18 protein-coding genes are annotated in these 18948 nt (G+C 61.0%); 3 read left to right on the top strand and 15 right to left on the bottom strand.

Annotated features, from left to right (window positions below):
* Nucleotides 1–340: 340 nt before the first annotated feature.
* Nucleotides 341–2533, bottom strand: a complete 2193-nt coding sequence (locus A6A03_RS02700) for an ATP-binding protein (protein ID WP_066783319.1) — start codon at nt 2531–2533, stop codon at nt 341–343.
* Nucleotides 2534–2602: 69 nt separating this feature from the next.
* On the opposite strand from A6A03_RS02700, the gene A6A03_RS02695 reads away from it, so the two are divergent.
* Together A6A03_RS02695 and A6A03_RS02690 are read left to right on the top strand one after the other, a co-directional pair.
* Nucleotides 2603–3058 carry a VOC family protein gene (locus A6A03_RS02695; protein ID WP_245668787.1) on the top strand — a complete coding sequence of 152 codons (456 nt, stop codon included), beginning with the start codon at nt 2603–2605 and terminating at the stop codon, nt 3056–3058.
* Between the two features lie 55 nt (nt 3059–3113).
* Nucleotides 3114–4094: a DinB family protein gene (locus A6A03_RS02690; protein ID WP_066783315.1), complete on the top strand. Its 981-nt coding sequence runs from the start codon at nt 3114–3116 to the stop codon at nt 4092–4094.
* Nucleotides 4095–4157: 63 nt separating this feature from the next.
* Here the strand turns inward: A6A03_RS02690 and mreB are convergent, their stop codons facing one another.
* The 12 genes from mreB to A6A03_RS02630 all read right to left on the bottom strand — a co-directional run bounded on the left by mreB (nt 4158) and on the right by A6A03_RS02630 (nt 16268).
* The gene (mreB, locus tag A6A03_RS02685; protein WP_066783313.1) at nt 4158–5168 is read right to left on the bottom strand and encodes a rod shape-determining protein; all 1011 of its coding nucleotides are present in this window, start codon (nt 5166–5168) and stop codon (nt 4158–4160) included.
* Nucleotides 5169–5455: 287 nt separating this feature from the next.
* Nucleotides 5456–5875 carry a F0F1 ATP synthase subunit epsilon gene (locus tag A6A03_RS02680; protein WP_066783311.1) on the bottom strand — a complete coding sequence of 140 codons (420 nt, stop codon included), beginning with the start codon at nt 5873–5875 and terminating at the stop codon, nt 5456–5458.
* Nucleotides 5876–5944: 69 nt separating this feature from the next.
* A complete protein-coding gene (atpD, locus tag A6A03_RS02675) occupies nt 5945–7360 on the bottom strand; it encodes a F0F1 ATP synthase subunit beta (RefSeq protein WP_066783309.1) in 1416 nt (471 codons plus the stop codon).
* An 18-nt stretch (nt 7361–7378) separates the two neighbouring features.
* Complete coding sequence (locus tag A6A03_RS02670) at nt 7379–8251, bottom strand: F0F1 ATP synthase subunit gamma (protein ID WP_066783307.1); 873 nt, start codon at nt 8249–8251, stop codon at nt 7379–7381.
* Between the two features lie 63 nt (nt 8252–8314).
* Nucleotides 8315–9883: a F0F1 ATP synthase subunit alpha gene (gene atpA / locus A6A03_RS02665; protein ID WP_066783305.1), complete on the bottom strand. Its 1569-nt coding sequence runs from the start codon at nt 9881–9883 to the stop codon at nt 8315–8317.
* 57 nt (nt 9884–9940) lie between these two features.
* Nucleotides 9941–10414 (bottom strand): ATP synthase F1 subunit delta, encoded by a 474-nt coding sequence (atpH, locus tag A6A03_RS02660; protein WP_066783303.1) that lies wholly within the window; start codon nt 10412–10414, stop codon nt 9941–9943.
* A 44-nt stretch (nt 10415–10458) separates the two neighbouring features.
* Nucleotides 10459–10953 carry a F0F1 ATP synthase subunit B gene (locus A6A03_RS02655; protein WP_066783300.1) on the bottom strand — a complete coding sequence of 165 codons (495 nt, stop codon included), beginning with the start codon at nt 10951–10953 and terminating at the stop codon, nt 10459–10461.
* Nucleotides 10954–10983: 30 nt separating this feature from the next.
* A complete protein-coding gene (atpE, locus tag A6A03_RS02650) occupies nt 10984–11214 on the bottom strand; it encodes an ATP synthase F0 subunit C (protein WP_012258898.1) in 231 nt (76 codons plus the stop codon).
* Between the two features lie 79 nt (nt 11215–11293).
* Nucleotides 11294–12223, bottom strand: coding sequence for a F0F1 ATP synthase subunit A (gene atpB / locus A6A03_RS02645; RefSeq protein WP_066783298.1), 930 nt, complete (start codon nt 12221–12223; stop codon nt 11294–11296).
* Between the two features lie 290 nt (nt 12224–12513).
* Complete coding sequence (locus tag A6A03_RS02640) at nt 12514–13695, bottom strand: response regulator (RefSeq protein WP_066783296.1); 1182 nt, start codon at nt 13693–13695, stop codon at nt 12514–12516.
* A 104-nt stretch (nt 13696–13799) separates the two neighbouring features.
* Entirely contained in the window at nt 13800–14933 is a 1134-nt protein-coding gene (locus tag A6A03_RS02635) for a hypothetical protein (protein WP_066783294.1), read from the bottom strand.
* Nucleotides 14934–15137: 204 nt separating this feature from the next.
* The gene (locus A6A03_RS02630; RefSeq protein ID WP_066783292.1) at nt 15138–16268 is read right to left on the bottom strand and encodes a L,D-transpeptidase; all 1131 of its coding nucleotides are present in this window, start codon (nt 16266–16268) and stop codon (nt 15138–15140) included.
* Between the two features lie 155 nt (nt 16269–16423).
* Between A6A03_RS02630 and A6A03_RS02625 the strand changes: the two genes are divergently transcribed.
* Nucleotides 16424–17323: an oxidoreductase gene (locus tag A6A03_RS02625; RefSeq protein ID WP_066783289.1), complete on the top strand. Its 900-nt coding sequence runs from the start codon at nt 16424–16426 to the stop codon at nt 17321–17323.
* On the opposite strand, the gene A6A03_RS02620 is transcribed toward A6A03_RS02625, so the two are convergent.
* Together A6A03_RS02620 and A6A03_RS02615 are read right to left on the bottom strand one after the other, a co-directional pair.
* Nucleotides 17310–18479, bottom strand: coding sequence for a sodium ion-translocating decarboxylase subunit beta (locus A6A03_RS02620; RefSeq protein ID WP_066783287.1), 1170 nt, complete (start codon nt 18477–18479; stop codon nt 17310–17312). The genes A6A03_RS02625 and A6A03_RS02620 overlap by 14 nt on opposite strands.
* Nucleotides 18479–18883 (bottom strand): biotin/lipoyl-containing protein, encoded by a 405-nt coding sequence (locus A6A03_RS02615; RefSeq protein WP_066783285.1) that lies wholly within the window; start codon nt 18881–18883, stop codon nt 18479–18481. The genes A6A03_RS02620 and A6A03_RS02615 overlap by 1 nt, the downstream gene beginning before the upstream one ends.
* Between the last annotated feature and the right edge of the window lie 65 nt (nt 18884–18948).

The following is an 18948-nucleotide window of genomic DNA, read 5'->3' as shown; positions in this document are numbered from 1 at the left end:
GGGGGGGGGGGGGGGGGGGGGGGGGGGCCAACCTCCCCCAGCGAGAGCGGGGCCGTGGGGTGAGGGCCATCAGCCCGCGCAGCGGGCTTCGTAACCCAAGCCCGGCCCTTCAGGGCCGGGGGCACTCAAAGCAACGGACGCAGAGGTAGGTTGAGAAATGGGGAGGAGGGAGCATCCTTCCTCCTCTCAATTCCCGATTCCCCCTTCACCCTCTGCGTACTCATCGCCCTCAGCGGTAAACTTCCATCCCCCCCAGCGGGGGAGGGGCCGGGGATGAGGGCCAACCTCCCCCAGCGGGGAAGGGGTGGGGCTATGAGCCCGCACTGCTTTCCCTCATTCCCTACTCCCTATCTCCCCCCTCATCGCCGGCCAGCTCGCCGCGTGGCGCCGACCAAATTGGCAAGGTAAACGAGAAGCTGCTCCCCTTGCCTACCGTGCTCTGCACCCAAATCCGGCCTCCGTGCAACTCGACCAGCAGGCGCGTAATGTACAATCCTAGCCCGACACCGCTCTTCTGGCGCGTATTGCTGTTATCCACCCGCTGAAACCGTTCAAACAGCCTTGCCTGATCTTCCGGTGCAATCCCAATCCCCTGATCGCGCACCACAATCAACATCCACTGGCCGGGTGGATGGTTAGCCGGCAAATCACTTGCTTCCGCGTAACGCACCGTCAATTGAATTTCAGTGCCTTCCGGACTGTACTTGATGGCATTGCTCAGCAAGTTGAAGATAATTTGCTTCACCTTGTCGCGGTCGGCGAATACCGGCGGCAACGGGGGGCGCATATCGATCAGGAGCTTGTGCTGCACGAGTTGGGTGTGAAGCTGAAGGGTCAACTCCTCAATAATGTTGCCCAGCCGAACCGCCCACCGGTTTAGCTTCACCACGCCAGCCTCTAGCCGCGACACATCGAGCAGATCCTTCACCAACTTGTGCAGCCGCTCGGCTTCGTTCGAGACAGTGGTCAAAAACTCGCGCTGGCTGGTTTCATCGAGATCTTGCCGGTTCAATAAAATCTCGGTGTAGCCAAGGATCGATGTCAGCGGCGTGCGCAACTCATGCGACACAATCCCGATAAACTCATCCTTCAGCCGGTCTGACTCGCGTTCGCGGGTGCGATCACTTACCACCCACAACCGGCCCGTCAATTGCTGCTGGCTGTCACGGGTCGGCACCGAAAGCACGTGCAACGCTTGGTAGGGCTGGCGGAGTTGCAGACTCGTCTCAAAGACTTGATCGGGCGCGCGCTGGCCAAGATCGCAGAACTCGCTTAAGCGAAACGGATTGTCCAGCCGGGCCAGCAAATGCTCAACCAAATCAATCCCGACGAAAAATGAAGGCCGTTGCGATTGCTCCGGCAAGCGCCAGACGTGATACCACGCGGGGTTGGCGCGAATGACGCGACCGTTCAGGTCGATCAGCGCCAATCCGATGGGCAAGCTGCTAAACACTTGACCGAGATGGTATGACGTTTCATACGCCACTTGATACGCCGCAGCGCGGGCCAGCGGTCTCCCTGCCCGCTCGCGGAGCGCATCAATGAACGCGAGCACCTCTTCGTTGAAGGTATTGGCCCGCCGGCTGTGCAGGATCAAGACCGCCAACACCTGATCATCTGCAATAATGGGTGCGGCCAGCTCGGCTAGGAACGGCATGCCGGGCGGCAGACCCGGCTCGCGCCCGGCATCGCGCACCAAGAGCGGGCGCTGCGTTTTGACCGCCTGCCCAGCCAGCCCAATGTCCCAGCTCCAACGCTGGCGCGGCATCGCCGGCAGTGCTGCGCCAGTGCGTTCGGCTTCATACCCTTCGTAGAGATGCAGCACAAGTTCATGCCGTTCAGAATCGACCAGCGTGATCGCACCGGCTTCGGCACCGCTGCCTTCTAATGCCCGCCGTAAAATGATCCCCAACAACTCGTGCAAGTCGAGCGTGCGGTCAAGCTGTTCGTTGAGGGCGATGATCTTCTGGCGCAGCGAGGGAGCAAGCGTCAGGCCGAGCGGCGTCTCGCCGGCAACGCGCGGCGTGGGCAGGCGTGGCAATCGTGCCCCTTCTTGCGCAATAGCCGCTGCTAGTTGCGGCTTGAGCGATTCGATCACTTCGCCGATCCGTCCGTCTAGCCGGCGCTGATCGTCGCTGCGCAGTTCGAGAATGCCCCAGAGCCGTCCTCCCCAAAAGATTGGCGCCCCCAGATACCCTGCCGAAATCACCGGTAAACTCTCAGTTTGGCGACTGTTGCCCAGCGCAATTGTCTTGGTAACGGTCTTGCCGCCGAGCGCCACTGACCGCGTTAGGCTGTTGTCCCACGGGTAGGCCCAAGACTCGGGCGAGTAGATTTGCTGGCGGGTTGCCCCCGGCCGTGCCGATTGCAGCCAACACGTCAACCGTCCGTCACGGTAACGGGTGGCGAGGCGCAACAAGCCAAAGAGACGGTGAATACGCTGCACCAGCGGCTGCTCTTCCTGCAAGATGCGAGAGGCAGCCGCGACCACGATCAGCATACTCGTTGTCGGATCATCTGTTTCGTGTGTCATTGTTGTTCATTGTAGTCAACCCCGAGTGGCTGTCAATTATCTTGTACTACGCTTGTGCTATGATATGCTATGTCCATCGGTCTACCGGTGGAAGTGAAGGAGCATGCAATGTTTACTGCGGTCGATCATATTGGCCTTGTGGTGGCTGATCTCGATGCGGCGATCGATTTTTACCGCACCGCCTTCGATATTACGGAATGGGAACGGATCGAGCTGCCTGAGCGCCATGCTGCGATTGGAGTGGCCCGGTTTGGCGATGTGTTGATCGAGTTGATTGCGCCGACCAGCGATCAAGCCAGTTTTGCCCGCTTCTTGCGCGAGAAAGGGCCGGGGATGCACCATATTGCCTATCGCGTCGATGATATCACTGCTGCGCTGGCCACCCTCCAAGCGCGGGGCATTCCACTGATCGACCGCGAGCCGCGTCCCGGCATCCACGATACGCTCGTGGCCTTTGTCCATCCGAAGGCAGGCGGCCAAGGGGTGTTGGTTGAGCTGGTGCAGCATCGTTCGCACCATGCGTAAGCGGGCATCTGGTCCCGTAATGGTATATGTATCTTGAGACGATCGGAGTAGACGTATGACAACCAACGACGCAGATGATCGCCGCCTGTTGGTGAGCATGAGTGTGGGCCAGACGGCCTATGCGGTGTGGGCCAAACAGGCGCGGCGTGAGCGCTTCTTCAACATTGCCCGTCTGCTCGAAGCATCGGCGGCGGTCAAACGGGTGCGCGCCGAACAGGCGATGCGTCGATTGGGTGAAGTGGCGCAGACGCTGACTAATATCAATCGCGCGCTGGCCGGCCTCGAACCAGAAGCTGCGGCGACTGGGCCAGTGACTGGCACCAGTGCCTTTCAGCGCGAACTCCTCGAGCGGGCCGCACGTGCGCTGGCCGATGGCCGTGATCTCACCTATACCGAGCTAGGTGACCTCTTTGTGTGCAGTACGTGTGGCCGGCTGATGGAAGGCGATCCGCCGGCATTCTGCCCTGAATGCGGCACTGTGCGCGAGGGCTTCCTTGACTTCCGGATTGTTGATGGTATGGGCACGCTGGGGCCGCACGCGATCGTGCGCCGGCTGGAGCAAGGCTTGAAAACGGTGCAAGCGCTGGTGGCCGGTCTCAGCGAAGAACAATTGGCTATGCCAGTCAACGGTTTCCCGGCCTTCAAGGATCTGATCGGCCATCTCACCGACATGGATATTGTCTTCCGCGAGCGCGCTTGGATGATCTTGGAAACCAACCAGCCCAAGCTGTCGTCAGCCCATCCGCCGACGCTGCGGAGCGCGGTGAAATACCGCACGATGCCAATCGACGAGTTGATCGAGCAATATACCACCAGCCGCCAGCAGACGTTAGGCTTGCTGCGCGGCCTCACCCAAGCGGCGTGGCAGCGGATCGGTCATCACGAAATCTACGGGCCGGTGCCGCTTTTGCATCAGGGGAATTGGGTTGTTGCGCACGAGCAGGGACACCTGATCGAATTAGCGCAAATGCGCCATAACATGTTGTACGGGCATAACCGCGTCATCGATATTGCGCAAGAAATATTACACCCGTAACGCCGCACGGCGTGCGGCTTTTGGAGCCGCACGCCGTCTCTCATCACGTCAGGTCTAACCCGATTACGTCAGATCCAACCCGCTCAGGCTGTCGTACAGCACATCAAGATTTTCCAACGCCAAGCCGGTGCCGATCGCCACGCACGATGCCGGCTGGTCAGCCACGTAGCAGGGCACGCCCGTCACCTCAGTCAACAGATCATTGATCCGGCGCAGCATTGAACCGCCGCCGGTCATCACCATGCCCTTATCGATAATGTCCGAGCTGAGTTCCGGCGGCGTTTCGACCAGCACCGCGCGCACCGCATTGACAATCGCCTCCAGCGGCTCTTGGATCGCCTCGGTAATCTCGTTGCTGTCAACTTGGATTGTGCGCGGCAACCCAGTCACTTGATCACGCCCGCGCACCTGCGTCACCAGCGGCTTATCGAGCGGCAACGCCGAGCCGATCTCGATCTTCACCGCTTCAGCGGTGCGTTCGCCGATGAGCACATTGTATTTCCGCTTGATGTACGAGGCAATCGCTTCGTCGAACCGGTTGCCGCCGACCCGCACCGAGGTGCTCACCACAATGTCGTTGAGCGAGATTACGGCCACTTCAGTCGTGCCGCCGCCGATATCGATCACGAGGTTGCCCGATGGTTGCGCAATCGGGATATTGGCCCCAATCGCGGCGGCTAACGGCTCGCGGATCAGGTAAGCCTTGCCGGCCCCCGCCTCAAGGGCCGCGTAGCGCACGGCCCGCATCTCGACGCTAGTGACGCCGGCGGGAATACAGATCATCACTTCAGGCCGCGAGAAGCGAAATCGCCCAGCCGCGCGCCCAATAAAGTGGCGGAGCATCTCTTCCGTCACCACATAATCGGCGATCACGCCGTTGCGAATCGGGCGCACCACCTCGATGCTCTCTGGTTCACGGCCTAACATGGCCATCGCTTCGGCGCCGACGGCGCGCACGCGCCCGTCGCGGGTGCTCAGCGCCACCGCCGATGGTTCGGAAAGGACGATGCCTTTGCCTTTGACATACACTAAGACATTGGCTGTGCCAAGATCAATCCCGATTTTGCGGGCCATAGATGTTCCTGCTGATGAATGCCGGAAACGGCAGCGTGTGATGCCATTTCACAGTAGTCGTGCTGGGTCAGAGTTTAGTATGCCACTAGGCGGGTGCTCAGCACCCGCAGTCATCTTCGCTGAGTGCAGCATGGTCGGTTCCCATTGGCTGCAAAACCGCCTCAGCATAATCGCGGCGTATTATAACAAATGATGAGGGATACTGGCAATTGACAATAGGGACACAGCACTGCTGTGTCCCTGTGCGTTTACCGTCTTTGCGTTCCGCGCTGCACACCGGTAGCTGATTACGATTGGCGCCGTTTGATCTTGTTGAGTTGGGCCACCCGCAGGCGCACCATCTCTTTGCGCAGTTTGGCCTCGGCCAGCGCCATATCGCGCTCGCTCTGCGCCTCGCGCCGGCGCGCTTCGGCTTCGGCCCGCGCCTGCTCGGCCCGCGCTTCGTCGATCTCATCAGCCCGCTCGACCGTATCGGCGAGAATGGTCACCCGGTGCGGCAACACCTCCATAAACCCGCCCGACACGGCAAACGGCGTGCGCTCGCCATTCTTGATGATATCGAGCTCACCCGGTTCGAGGATCGTCATCAGCGGAGCGTGGCGCGGCAGAATACCAACCCGGCCGTCTTTGGTCGGTGCGCTGATCATGTCAACGTCATCCGACAGGATGACCCGCTCGGCGGTGACAATCTCTAAATGGATGGGCATGGACTGCTCCTTCTGCCTGCCATAGACCAACGCCGGCAGCAACGGCTGACCCGCGCCGCCGGCCCGGTCTTACTTCTGGCTAGCCTGATACGCGGCCAGCACGTCGTCGAAATCGCCCTGCATATAGAAGAACGACTCAGGAATGTGATCGCCTTCGCCTTTGAGCAGACGGGCAAAGCTCTCGACCGTCTTCTTCACCGGCACATACTTGCCGGGCCGGCCGGTGAACTGTTGCGCCACCGTGAACGGCTGCGAGAAGAACAGCTCAATCTTGCGCGCGCGCTGCACGGTCAGCTTATCCTCGTCGCTCAACTCTTCCATACCGAGAATGGCGATAATGTCCTTGAGGTCTTTGTAGCGCTGCAACACGCGCTTCACCTCTTGCGCCACCCGGTAGTGCTCCTCGCCGACGATGTTCGGGTCGAGAATGCGCGAGGTTGATGCCAGCGGATCGACCGCCGGGAAGATCGCGCGCTCGGCAATGCTGCGTTCGAGCGAGATCGTCGCGTCGAGGTGGCTAAACACGGTCGCCGGCGCCGGGTCGGTGTAGTCGTCTGCCGGCACGTACACCGCCTGCATCGACGTAATCGAACCGCGCTTGGTCGAGGTAATCCGCTCTTGCAGTTCACCCATCTCGGTGCCGAGCGTCGGCTGATACCCTACCTGCGACGGCATACGGCCAAGCAGTGACGACACCTCAGAACCGGCCTGCACGAAGCGGAAGATGTTGTCGATAAAGAGCAGAATGTCACGCCCCTCATCGCGGAAGTACTCGGCCATCGTCAGCGCGGTCAAGCCGACGCGCAGACGCGCTCCCGGCGGCTCGTTCATCTGGCCGAAGACCATCACCGTCTTGTCAAACACGGTGGTGTTCTCGTCGATGCGGGCCTCGCGCATTTCGTGAATGAGGTCATTCCCCTCACGCGAGCGCTCACCCACCCCGGCGAAGACCGAGAAGCCCGACTGCTCTTTGGCGATATTGGCAATCAGCTCCTGAATCACCACCGTCTTGCCCACGCCGGCGCCGCCGAAGATAGCGGTCTTACCACCGCGGGTAAACGGTGCAATCAGATCGATCACCTTAATCCCAGTCTCGAAAATCTGGGCTTGGGTGTTCTGCTCCTCAAAGCTGGGCGGGTCGCGGTGGATCGGGCGGCGCTCCACCTCAGGGCCAATCGGCGCCATCCCATCGATCGGGTCGCCCAACACGTTAAACACGCGGCCCAACGTCGCCGGGCCAACCGGCACTGCAATCGGGCGACCGGTATCGATAATCTCGAGCCCGCGCCGCAGGCCATCGGTCGAACCCATCGCGACCGCCTTCACCACGCCATTACCGAGCTGCTGCTGCACCTCGCAGACGAGGCGGCCGCCGTCTTCCAGCGGAATCTCAATTGCGTTATAGATCTCCGGCACCTGATCCTCCGGGAATTTGGCCCGGATGACGACGCCGATAATCTCTTGAATAACCCCCTTTGCCGGCATCGGCTCCTCCTCTTAGCATTAACTGGCGAGGGCAGCGGCGCCCGAAGCGATCTCGCTGACCTCTTTCGTAATAGCGGCTTGCCGCGCCTTGTTGAATGAAAGTGTCAGGTCGCGCACCAGATCCTTCGCGTTATTGGTAGCGTTGCGCATCGCCACCATCCGCGCGCTATGCTCGCTAGCGATGCTCTCAAGCACCGCCTGATAGATCTGGGTCTCGACATACCGCGGCAGAATGCTATTCAATACCTCTTCTTCACCCGGCTCGTACGTATAATCGACGTTGGTGGTCGTTGAGATATCGGGGCTTTCTACCGGCAATAACTGCTTAATCGCCGGTCGCTGCACCAGCGTATTAATGAACTCGCTATAAATGATATAGAGTTCGTCGTATTTACCCGCTTGGAAACCGCTAATGGCGTTGATCGCCACACCGAGGATCGCCTCAAGCTTGGGCGCATCGCCGAGGCGCGTGGCTTCGCCGGCGGGTGCAAAACCCGTGCGCAGGAAGAAATCGCGCCCTTTACGGCCAAAGGTGTAAATATCGACCGTGCGGCCCATAGCGCGCTGCTCGGTGATAAAGCGCCCGGCGCGGCGCAAGACGTTGGCGACAAGGCTGCCGCAGAGACCGCGATCAGGCGTCACCACCAACAACGCCACACTCTTAATCGTTTCGCGCTTTTCGAGCAGCGTACCGCGGCGCGCTGCGCCTACCACCCGCGCCGTCAAATTGGCCATCACCTCCCGCATGCGGTCGGCATACGGGCGAGTAGCTAACACATTCCGTTGGGCGCGCCGCATCTTCGAGGCCGATACCATTTCCATCGCCCGCGTAATTTGGGCGACGTTCTTCACTGACCGGATGCGGCGCTTAATCTCGCGACTACTCGGCATATCGAACCCTTTGCAGTCATGCGACCGGCGAGCGGGCCTGCGCCCGCCCGCCGGTGGAGCCTGCTAGCTATAATTGCTGGTTGCCTTAAACTCCTTAATCGCCGATTCCAGCGCCGACTTGACTTCCGGCGTGGGGAACTTGCGATCAAGGCGATTGTCGTAGATCAGCTTCCGCACCTCTGGATGGGCGGTGCGCAGGAAGGCCAGAAAATCGTCGCGCCACTTGGTAATCATCGCCACCGGCACATCGTCGAGGTAGTTGTTGGTGGCCGCATAGAGCACGGCGACCTGATCCTCGACGGCCAGCGGCTGGTACTGCGGCTGCTTCAGCAGCTCTTGCAGGCGCTGGCCACGCTCGATCTGCGCCTTGGTGGTCGCATCGAGGTCGCTGGCAAACTGGGCAAAGGCGGCCAGATCGCGGAACTGGGCCAACTCGCCCTTCAGCTTGCCGGCCACTGCGCGCATGGCCCGCGTCTGCGCCGCGCCACCCACGCGCGACACCGAAATACCGACGTTGAGCGCCGGGCGCTGACCGGCATTAAACAGGTCAGACTCCAGATAGATCTGGCCGTCGGTAATCGAAATCACGTTGGTCGGGATGTAAGCCGACACGTCGTTGGCCTGCGTCTCGATCACCGGCAGCGCGGTCAGCGAACCGCCGCCGTATTCATCGCTGAGGCGGGCAGCGCGCTCGAGCAAGCGCGAGTGCAGGTAGAACACATCACCGGGGTACGCTTCGCGGCCCGGCGGGCGGCGCAGCAAGAGCGACACCTGCCGGTAGGCGACGGCGTGCTTGCTCAGGTCGTCATAGACGATCAGGGCATCGCGCACCAATTGCCCATTGAGCATCACGCCATTCTCCATAATCTCTTCACCCATCGCGCAGCCGGCGTAGGGCGCAATATACTGGAGAGCGGCGCTTTCCGAGGCGGTCGCCGACACGACGATGGTGTACTCCATCGCGCCATACTTTTCAAGGGTGCCGACCACCTGCGCCACCTGCGCGCGGCGCTGGCCGATCGCAACATAGATACATACCATTCCTTGGCCCTTCTGGTTGAGGATGGTATCAATTGCGACGGCCGTCTTGCCGGTCTGGCGGTCGCCGATGATCAACTCGCGCTGGCCGCGCCCGATCGGGATCAGGGCGTCAATCGCGATAATACCGGTTTGCACCGGCGTATCAACCGACTTGCGGGTGATCACACCGGGGGCGATGCGCTCAATCGGGCGCGTCTTGTCATACAAGATCGGCCCCTTGCCATCGATCGGCTGGCCGAGCGGGTTCACGACGCGGCCCAGCAGCCCCTGCCCAACCGGGACGGAAATCACGCGCCCGGTCGAGGTCACCATATCCCCTTCCTCGATCGTCTCGTCATCGCCGAGAATAATCGCGGCGACGCTATCTTGTTCGAGGTTCAGGGCAATGCCATAAATCGATTCATTCCGGCCGGCCTTGGGCGGGAACTCAACAATCTCAGAGGCGACGACCTGATCAAGGCCGGACAGCCGCGCGACGCCGTCACCGACGGCAATCACCGTTCCGACATTGACCTGACGCGGCTGAAGGTCGACGCCGCTGGTGATCCCCTGCTTCAGCCGGGCGATCAATTCTTCAGTAATCGTCGTCATGCTTTACTCCGTCGCGCTGGCGGCCGGCGACACCGGGCCAGCGAGCTGAGTGCTACTTTAACTTGCCTGCAATGCGCGCTGAATGGCGCTGAGGCGGGCGCGCAGGCTATTATCAAGCACCTGATCGCCAACCCGGATAATCAACCCGCCAATCAGCGTCGGATCAACATAATACGTCACGTGGACGTCACCGTAGCGCTGGCGCAACTCGCTCGCAATGCGCTCTTTCTGCTCACTGCTCAGCTCGATCGCGCTGGTCACACTCGCGTCGATGACGCGGCTGCCGGCCTCGAGATAGCTCTGCAAGGCGGCCGCCACAGCGCCCAACTCGCCAGTCAGCCCCTCTTTGGCCATTGCGAGCAAGAAATTGCGCACTTGGGGCAGCAGATCGGCCGGCAGGGCCGCCGCAGCATCGCTCGGCCCAAGGCCAGCGATCCGCGGCGCCGCGGCCCGAATCTGCTCGGCGGCGGTGGTGAGCAGCGCTTCCACAAGCGGGCTGGCCAGCTCCCGTGCATCAATGGTCGTTGCCATACGCTCTGTTTCCTCTGGCAGACTAGCGGCGCCAGTCTGCGACGTTAGTTGCGGCGATCAAGCGCCTTCAGTGACTCGGCAATCAACGCATCGTGGCCGCGGGCCTGCAATTCGGCGCCGAGCACGCGGCTCGCCGTCAAGGTGACCAGATCAGCGATCTGAGTCTTGGCTTCGCTCATCATCCGCGCGCGCTCTTGCTCGGCCTGCGCACGGGCCTCTTCCTTCAGGCGCTCGGCCTCGCGGCGCGCCTGCGCAATGATCTCAGCCTCCTGCTGCTTGGCCCGCTCTTGCGCCTGCGCCACGATCTTGGCCGCCTCTTGCCGCGCCTTCGCCAGCTCAGCCTCGTAATCGCGCTTGGCGTTGGCCAACTGCTCGCGCACCTTCTCAGCGTCGCGGACGCTCTCTTCGATCCGCTTGGTGCGCTCATTCAGCAGGTTCATTACCGGCCGGTACAGCAGCGCGCGCAGAATGAAGATCAGCAACAGAAAGTTGATCAGTTGCGCGAGAAATAGGGTCAGGTTAATACCTAATGCTTCCACCCTGCAAACCTCCCGTAAACGCGCAATGCTCTACTGCAACACGCCGAAACCGATCAAGAACGCAATCACCAGACCGAAGATAGCGAGTGCTTCGGTAAAGGCGATACCGATGAACATGTAGGTGACGACCCGGTTCTCGATTTCAGGATTGCGGCCAATCGCCTGCACCGCACCCGACACGATGATGCCAATGCCAACACCCGGCCCAATAGCGCCCAGACCAACGGCGAGCGCGGTTGCGACGAGATTCAGACCCTCCATGATTGAGATGCCTCCTTAAAGCAGACTCTGCAACGATACCTTACACCCAAACGATCGCGGAAGATCCGCGCGAACCCGATCAATGTGCATGCTCCTCGTCGTGGCCGGTCACGGCAATGTTGAGGAAGGCGTAGGTCAGCAGCGCGAAGATCAACGCTTGGATAAACCCGACGAACACCTCGAAGCCGTAGAAGGGAAGCGGCAGCAACAGCGGCACGAGGAAAGCCATCACCACCAGCAGCACTTCGCCGGCAAAGATATTGCCGAAAAGACGGAAGGCCAGCGCGAAGGGCTTCACCAGCTCGGAGATAAACTCGATGATGCCGACGAACGACATAATGCCGTTCGTATTGAAGAACTTCTTCAAATAACCCGGCCCAAGGGCGCGGAAGCCCCAGTACTCGATGAAGACGAACGAGATGACTGCAATGGCAAAGGTGAAGTTGAGGTCAGCCGCCGGCGCGCGGAAGAGCGGCACCAGCTTCTTGCCCTGCGCGGCGCAGGTGTCATGCACTTCTTCGCTCTCGGCTGCCAGCACACTCGCCGGGCCAGCGATTGCCAACCGCTCGTCTACTACAACGCCATGCTTCTCTTTCTTCTCGTGGCAGACGCCAATCGAGCCCACCCCCGGCAACAAGCCGAACCAGTTGCCAAACAGCACGAAGAGGAAGATCGTCGCTACCAATGGGAACGCAGTTGCAACATACTTCGCGTTAATGTTGCGGAAGAGATTGTACAGCGTTTCGAGGATAAACTCCATCACATTCTGCACTCCGCGCGGCACCATCTGCAAGTTGCGGGTGGCAACGAACGCGAGCGCAATCACAAAAATGTCAATGATGATGGTGACAACGAACGAGTTGGTAATGGGAAAACCGGGAATGCCGTCAAAGATCACTTCGGCTGCGACTTCGACATGGGGTGGGCCGGTGTAGAGGAAAAAGCGGCTAGCAATCGAAATGATGAGCGCCCCTACAATGATCAGAATGTTTCGAGTCCGCGTTGACAACGCCTACCTCCTGCTCGACAACGTCGGGCATTGCTCAGCGCCCTGCTCTGTGCGCGCTGCAGCCCGGAGCGCGAACGACCACTTTTTTGTTCCGTCTTTCACAAACAGTATAACGCACCTCGCAAAATTTCGCAAACAACCTGTGTAGAGATTGTCACGGTTTTGCGAAGCCGTCGCGAGTATACCATAGCTATGCGGTACGGGCAAACGGCGAGGAAGGGGGCAGAGACGCAGTGCGGTCGTCATCGTAGGGGGGTAGGGGCATAGCAACGCTATGCCCCTACCTGCCCCTACGACGACGACCGCGCCAACACATCACGCAATTCGCGAATGGCGCGTTTGGCATTCACCCACACGGCGCCGATCTTCGAGCTAGCCACCCGCTTGTTGAAGACCAAGACCAGCAAAAACCGCTGCGCCACATCGAAGCAGTAGAGGTCAATGTTGACACCTTCGTGGATGTAGACGCTGGTCGCATCTTCCTCACGCAATTGGCGCGCCACTTCACCGGTCGTTGAGAACCCGGTGGAGAGCAGCGGCAAGACGATCATCAGCGGCAGGTTGCCTTTGTCGCCGGTCTCGACGAGGATCATCCCGGCCCGATCAGTGAGCATAATGCTCTGCGTGCCGAGATCTTGGCCTAATTGGCTCATGACGCTGCGGATCGCCGCAATGTTTTGCTCGGTGACGATTAGGTTCCGGCCATCGCTGCGCCAAGCGAGTGGCGGCTCAGCCGCTGCGGGGGTAGCCGCTGGGGCGGCCGGTGTGCTCGCCCGGCGCTCGGCAGCCGCGCGTGAACGGGCGGCCAAGCCGCCTTTGTGTGGCGGCGCTTCCCGGGCAGCCGCCTCGCGGGCCGCGCGCTCGGCTGCTTCCCGTTCAGCCGCTTCCCGCTCAGCCGCCTCGCGGGCCGCGCGTTCAGCCGCTTCGCGTTCCGCCCGTGATGGCAACACCACCCGCGCCGGAGTAAAGGGGCGCTGCGGCGGAGGTTCGGCCGGCGGCGGCGCTGGCGGTTCTTCCTTCGTGACAGGTTTGGGTGGTTCGCTGCGCGGTGTCTCGGCAACGGCGCGCGTTGTTGCCGGCGCTGGCGGCGCCGGCGGCGCCGGCGCAGCGCGCGGCGTATCGAGCGCGCTGCTTACGGCTGCGCGCACTGCATCTAGACTCACCTCGCCGCTCAGCACCGTGCTCACGCCGGCGGCCTTGGCCCGCTCGCGGTCAGCATTGCTCAGGCCAGCGCCCCACAAGACGACCCGTGTCTGCGGGTCAAAATTCGGTACAATCTCGGCGAGATCAAGACCGCTCATCTCGTCGAGTTCGAGTTCGCTCAGCACCAGATCGGGCGGCTCAGTGCTAATGGCCCAGAGCGCATCGTTGGCTGAGTCGAAGATTTGTACCGTTGCATCGCCGGCCATCGCTGCGGGTAAGTTTCGCAAGATAGGATTAGCGCGGGCGACCACGACAATACGATAGGTCATTGAATTCTCTCGCGGTATCGCTCAACGTGTAACCATCTACTACTGCCCATAAGTATACCCGAAATAGCTACGACTTGAAGTAGAAATTTCGGGTAAGTACGTAGTCAGGCTATCACTTCAACGCAACTGCGCGGCAACCAAATCGCTTCACCACTGTTCAGCACCACTTCGGCTGCCGCAGTGCGCACGCCCGACGGCAAGCGTTGGGGTAAAGCCGGCAAACTGCGCACGGAGCCGGTTTGGCCGAGATGATCGTGATCTAGCAGGCGCACGAGCGCGCCGATGCGCAGTGGCGGGCGCGGCGGTTCAAGCGATGTTGCACTGCTGCGCGATAGGGGGATGATCACCCGCGGGCGGCGATGGGGTTGGCGTAGGCTGGTGTTGCTCTCGATAAAGACTTCGCGACGGTCGTTATTGGCGAGCAAGTCAAACAGCGGCGCGGCCATGGGGGCATTGCCGATGCCTTCCGTGAGCACGATGGTCAGCGGTGCAGCAATATTGCCTGACCATTGCCAATTGCGAACGCCGATAGGCCATGGCACCCGCTTGGCCCACTGAAAGAACGCGCGTAGTTCGCGTTCGGCGATGCTGCCGATGATAACCCCGCGCACCTGATGCTCAACCGCTTTCCTGAGCGCAGCCGCACTGATCCCGCTGCCGCCGATGATGATGGCAAACATGCTTTGGGCATCGATCATCTGCTCAGTGATCGGTTCGCCCGGATCGAGTGTGAGCAAGCGGGTGACGCCGTTGCAATCGTTGCCAAATCCGCCAGCGCCGTATAGTTGCGCAGCCGGCGTTTCGATCACAATCCGCCGGTTGTCGATAACCTCCATCACAATGCCGCGGATGCCGGCGGTGAGCGTTATCTGGCGCGGTTCAGGCACAATAAACGCATAGCCCGTGGCCGGATCCACGGCGTGTAACGTCCCGTTGACGGGGCTTAGCACACGGCGGCCAAACAGACCACCGCGCCGGGCCAGCACGGCGCCGGCATTGATCGGTTGGCCAATCGGTGCTACAACCGCTCGCATCGCTTGCGCCGGCGGCAGGTTGAGGGCGCGCGCCAGATTGATCATGTGCGGCGCGCTGGCGCTTACCCCGCGCGCAATCACATCATCAGGCTCGACGCGCCCGCCTTGCCTGACCAATATCTCGCCGGGTTGCGGCAGGGTGCGTTCGACGCGGGCCAGCGTGCTCTTGATAATTGGCGGAACGCCATCGGGTACGTACAGCATAGTGGATGGGCCTGTGCGTGACGGTATTTATTGCGCCATTATAACACGGAACAGCTCGCGACCGTTGGCTTGCGGTGAGCTGTGCCTCATTGCGATGCGGATGTACCAGCGAGGATGCGACGGGCGGAATCTGGTTACTGCCACAGACGCAGCGATAAAGGGTGCGCTGCCGGAGCGGATTCGCCGTGGGGTGGCTTTCATTGCTCAATAAATCTGTACCGGCACGCCGAGATCGGCCCATTCATACAACCATTGGGCGTCATCAATCCGCAAATTGATGCAGCCATGCGACATGCGCACCCCCGTGCCGTGGGCATTGTGCCAATAGGTGCCGTGCAGAGCGACGCCGCCGACCACGTATTGCACCCATGGAATGTTCGGGACATACCAGCACTCGCCGCCGAGACAACCGGTCATTGTCTGTTCGGGCAAGCGGTAATAGATCGCGAAAGCGCCGCGCGGCGTGTTAAATCCGTCGCGTCCGGTTGCGACTGGCGCCGTAAACACGAGCAACTGGTCTTCATAGGCGAAGAGTTGCTGGCGGGCCAGATCGACTTCGATCCGGCGCGACCACAGCGCCGGACTCCAGTCAACCGCGCCGGGCAAGCGCGCAACGGGGGCGGTATTGATGCCGAGCAGGTCGGCCAATTGGCGGCCTATGTCGTCGATCTCGACTTCGTGCAGCGCATCGAGATCGAAGCCATATATACCTTGTTGCTGGCGGAGAAAGGGCGAGAGGGCATCAGGCCGGTAGCGCAAGCGGGCGCGCTCGAAATATTGGATGACGCTGCCATCGCTGGTGTGTTCGGCGCTGATGGGGAAGCCAAAGATCGGCAAACCGCCGCGCCGTTCCCAAAACTCAAGAAACTCGCCGCTCAGGGTGTACCCGGTTTCAGGAAAGAACGCGCCAGCCGCGCCAGCGGCTGCTGGCGGCAAAGCGATCGATTGGCGGGCAAGCCATTCTTGCCCGATCAGACCAAGCTGAACTTGCAGCGGTGTGCCGGCATATTCGGGATGGTATTCAAAGCGAGCGCGCTCGAAATATTGCACAATCCGGCCATCGATCACCAATTCTTCGCTGATCGGCATGCCAAAGGTGTGCAGTTGGCCGTTGGCGCGCCAGAAATCGAGGAAGCCAACCCGATTGGAGAGGTGATGGCCGGTGGTTGGGAAGTAGACGGTACGCACGATCGGCAACCGGTCGAGCTGGGCAATAGGGCGAGCCGCTGCCGTGGTGTTCCAGTAGAGCCACATACCGAACAACCAGAGCACGCTGCCTAGCAGCAAGAGGACAACCCGCAGGCGAGCGGATGGCAAATGAGTAATGGGCGACATACGAGTCTCAAGCACTAGGCGGCGACTTGGTGCATGGGCGAATAATTACCGTCATTATAACAAACGCCGGCAAGATTCCGCTTTGCGCAGCGTCTTGCGGAAGAGTGAACTCTCTGGCTATACTACGGTAAGTAAGGTTGCAATGCGAGCGTAGTATGGCAGATCTCTTTACACCGCTACAAGTGGCTGGCCGGCGACTGGCAAATCGAATCGTGATGGCGCCGGCGCCGAGTGGGCTAGCCGGACGTGATGGGTTCTGCCATGCTGCGCTCGTGAGTTATTACGAGCGGCGAGCGCGGGCGGGAGTTGGGTTTATCATCACCGAGCCGCTGCTGATTTGTGATCCGGGTGAGGCGGCAGCGCACCTCGGCATCTGGCACGATGGCTTCTTGCCCGGTTTGCGCCGGCTTTCGGCGGCGGCGCATGCCTTTGGCAGCCGGATCGCCTTTTTACTGGAAGCGCCGGCGGTTGGCATACCGGCAGCGAGTTTGGTTGAGCTGTACCTCCAAGCGGCGTGGCGCGCGCTTGCCGCCGGCGCTGATGGGGTCTTCCTCTCGATTGCCGACGATGGCGCGCTGGCGCAACTGGTCTCGCCGCGCCATCCGTTGAGCAATGGCGGCGCTGCTGGCGACCGGATCCAACCGGTGCTCGCTATTATCGAGCAGATACGCCAGCGCTTTGGCCGGCGGCTGTGGGTTGGGCTGCGCATGCCGGCGGCTGAACTGATCCCCGGCGGGTTGAGCCAGCAAGACGCGCGCCTGATTGCGCGGCGGGCAGTAGCTGCTGGCGCGCAGCTTCTCGATGTGACGGTCACTCGTTACACCCCCGATGTGGCCCGGTTTCCGGGATGGACGATCCCGTTGATCACCGGTATTCGCCGCATCGCCAGCGAGGCGGTCGTGATCGGTTCCGGCCAGCTCAGCGATCCGTTGCTGGCTGATGCGGTCATTCAAGATGGGAGCATCGATCTGGTGATGCTCTGCACTGCGTTGCGGGTGATGCCGGAATGGCCTCTGATGGCGCGCCGGATCCTCTTCCCGGTCAGCGTAGAATGACCAACAGCACGCCAGCAGCGACGGCAGAGCCAATCACGCCGGCCACATTGGGGCACATCGCCTGCCAAATCAAGAAGTTCTGCTTATCTTCCGCTTGCGCCACCCCATGAGCGACGCGGGCCGACATCGGCACCGCTGACACGCCAGCAGCTCCAATCAGCGGGTTGATCTTATTTTTCGTGAAGAGATTGTAGAATTTGGCGAAGAGCACCCCGCCAGCGGTGGAAATGGCGAAGGCGCAGGCGCCAAGGGCAAAGATCGCAACCGAGCGCGGGGTGAGAAAGTTGCTGGCTTGGGTGCTGGCGCCAACCGTCAAACCGAGCATAATCGTCACACTGTCGATCAGGGCGCTGCGCGCGGTTTTGGCCAGCCGCTCGGTAACACCGCTCTCTTTGAGCAGATTGCCGAAGAAGAGCATGCCAAGCAGCGGGAGGGTGTCAGGCACAATCAGCACGCAAACGATCAACCCGATAATCGGAAAGAGGATCCGTTGCGCGCGGCTGACTTCAGCGGGGGGCGGCATCCGGATCAGGCGCTCTTCGCGGGTGGTCAGCAAGCGCATAATCGGCGGCTGGATCACCGGCACCAGCGCCATGTAGGAATAGGCCGACACCGCAATCGCGCCAAGCAGATCAGGCGCAAGCCGGGTGGCGATAAAGATGGCCGTCGGGCCATCGGCCCCGCCGATAATCCCGATCGCCGCCGCTGCCCGCAACAACCGCAGCGGATCATCGGCGCTGGCGAGATCGAGGAACGGCAACCGCGAACCGAGGAACACCGCCATCATCAGGGTGAAAAAGATGCCGATTTGGGCGGCGGCGCCGAGCAAGATCAGGCGCGGTTGGGCAATTAAGGCGGAAAAGTCGGTCATCGCGCCGATGCCGAGGAAGATCAGGGGCGGGAAGACGCCGGCAATGACGCCAAAGTAGATATAGTTGAGCACGCTGCCCTGATCGTAGACGCCTTGCCCCATCCCCGGCTCGAACGGCATGTTGCCGAGGATGATGCCAAACCCAATCGGCACCAGCAGCAACGGCTCGAAGCCGCGGGCAATCGCAAGGTACACGAACACACAGCCGACCACAATCATCAGCAGATTGCCCCATGACAGATGGGCCAACCCGCTCGCTTCAAAGAAGCCGATCAGCCATTCCATCAGGCAAACTCCAGTAATGGTTGGCCTTGCCGCACCGAATCGCCGACCTTGACATTGATCGCGCGAATCGTACCGGCGACCGGGGAACTGACGTTCGAGTTCATCTTCATCGCTTCGATCACGACTAACGGATCATTTTCCTTCACGTGATCGCCGATGTTCACCTTGATTTCGGCCACGATGCCGGCAATGGGCGAGGCCAAGACTCCCGGCCCGCTGGGATGGGTGTTGGGGGGCGGGGCGGCGGGGGCGGCGGCGGTTTGCGCCGGCGGCGTGGCTGCTCGAGCCGGAGGCAACGCATTGATGCTGGTTGGCGCGGTGAGGGTCGCCTCATCATCATCGGCCAAGACCTCAACTTCGACTTCGTAGCTGATACCGTTGACGGTAATGCGCAAGCGTTTCATAGCGACTCCGGTTTATTTGTATCGGCGAGCAGGCAGTGAACGGGCGGTGATAGGGCAACGCACTG

The organism is Chloroflexus islandicus, assembly GCF_001650695.1.
Classification (GTDB): domain Bacteria; phylum Chloroflexota; class Chloroflexia; order Chloroflexales; family Chloroflexaceae; genus Chloroflexus; species Chloroflexus islandicus.
The sequence above is the reverse complement of the archived record's forward strand: the minus strand, read 5'-3'. Positions and strand labels throughout refer to the sequence as shown.

Coding starts and splice junctions, on each gene's coding strand:
- A6A03_RS02700 (WP_066783319.1), bottom strand. CDS start 2,533: ATGACACACGAAACAGATGATCCGACAACGAGTATGCTGATCGTGGTC.
- A6A03_RS02695 (WP_245668787.1), top strand. CDS start 2,603: ATGTCCATCGGTCTACCGGTGGAAGTGAAGGAGCATGCAATGTTTACT.
- A6A03_RS02690 (WP_066783315.1), top strand. CDS start 3,114: ATGACAACCAACGACGCAGATGATCGCCGCCTGTTGGTGAGCATGAGT.
- mreB (WP_066783313.1), bottom strand. CDS start 5,168: ATGGCCCGCAAAATCGGGATTGATCTTGGCACAGCCAATGTCTTAGTG.
- A6A03_RS02680 (WP_066783311.1), bottom strand. CDS start 5,875: ATGCCCATCCATTTAGAGATTGTCACCGCCGAGCGGGTCATCCTGTCG.
- atpD (WP_066783309.1), bottom strand. CDS start 7,360: ATGCCGGCAAAGGGGGTTATTCAAGAGATTATCGGCGTCGTCATCCGG.
- A6A03_RS02670 (WP_066783307.1), bottom strand. CDS start 8,251: ATGCCGAGTAGTCGCGAGATTAAGCGCCGCATCCGGTCAGTGAAGAAC.
- atpA (WP_066783305.1), bottom strand. CDS start 9,883: ATGACGACGATTACTGAAGAATTGATCGCCCGGCTGAAGCAGGGGATC.
- atpH (WP_066783303.1), bottom strand. CDS start 10,414: ATGGCAACGACCATTGATGCACGGGAGCTGGCCAGCCCGCTTGTGGAA.
- atpE (WP_012258898.1), bottom strand. CDS start 11,214: ATGGAGGGTCTGAATCTCGTCGCAACCGCGCTCGCCGTTGGTCTGGGC.
- A6A03_RS02640 (WP_066783296.1), bottom strand. CDS start 13,695: ATGACCTATCGTATTGTCGTGGTCGCCCGCGCTAATCCTATCTTGCGA.
- A6A03_RS02635 (WP_066783294.1), bottom strand. CDS start 14,933: ATGCTGTACGTACCCGATGGCGTTCCGCCAATTATCAAGAGCACGCTG.
- A6A03_RS02630 (WP_066783292.1), bottom strand. CDS start 16,268: ATGTCGCCCATTACTCATTTGCCATCCGCTCGCCTGCGGGTTGTCCTC.
- A6A03_RS02625 (WP_066783289.1), top strand. CDS start 16,424: ATGGCAGATCTCTTTACACCGCTACAAGTGGCTGGCCGGCGACTGGCA.
- A6A03_RS02620 (WP_066783287.1), bottom strand. CDS start 18,479: ATGGAATGGCTGATCGGCTTCTTTGAAGCGAGCGGGTTGGCCCATCTG.
- A6A03_RS02615 (WP_066783285.1), bottom strand. CDS start 18,883: ATGAAACGCTTGCGCATTACCGTCAACGGTATCAGCTACGAAGTCGAA.